2 tRNA genes are annotated in these 279 nt (G+C 54.5%); both read right to left on the bottom strand.

The window, feature by feature from the left end:
• Window positions 1-68: 68 nt before the first annotated feature.
• Window positions 69-141, bottom strand: a tRNA-Thr gene (locus MJG50_RS22035).
• Window positions 142-143: 2 nt separating this feature from the next.
• Window positions 144-218 (bottom strand) — tRNA-Asn (locus MJG50_RS22030).
• Window positions 219-279 lie beyond the last annotated feature (61 nt).

The raw sequence follows: 279 nt of genomic DNA, 5'->3' as shown, positions 1-279 counted from the left end.
ACCCGTGTTACCGCCGTGAAAGGGCGGTGTCTTAACCGCTTGACCAACGGGCCATTATCTTATTTGTAAGCTTCCAAGCGGGCTCGAACCGCTGACCTCTTCCTTACCATGGAAGTGCTCTACCAGCTGAGCTATGGAAGCAATGGCTCCGCAGGTAGGACTCGAACCTACGACCGATCGGTTAACAGCCGATAGCTCTACCACTGAGCTACTGCGGAATATTGATAGCTTAGCGACGTCCTACTCTCACAGGGGGAATCCCCCAACTACCATCGGCGC

It is taken from the genome of Fredinandcohnia quinoae, assembly GCF_022427965.1.
GTDB lineage: Bacteria > Bacillota > Bacilli > Bacillales > Bacillaceae_L > Ferdinandcohnia > Ferdinandcohnia quinoae.
The sequence above is the reverse complement of the archived record's forward strand: the minus strand, read 5'-3'. Positions and strand labels throughout refer to the sequence as shown.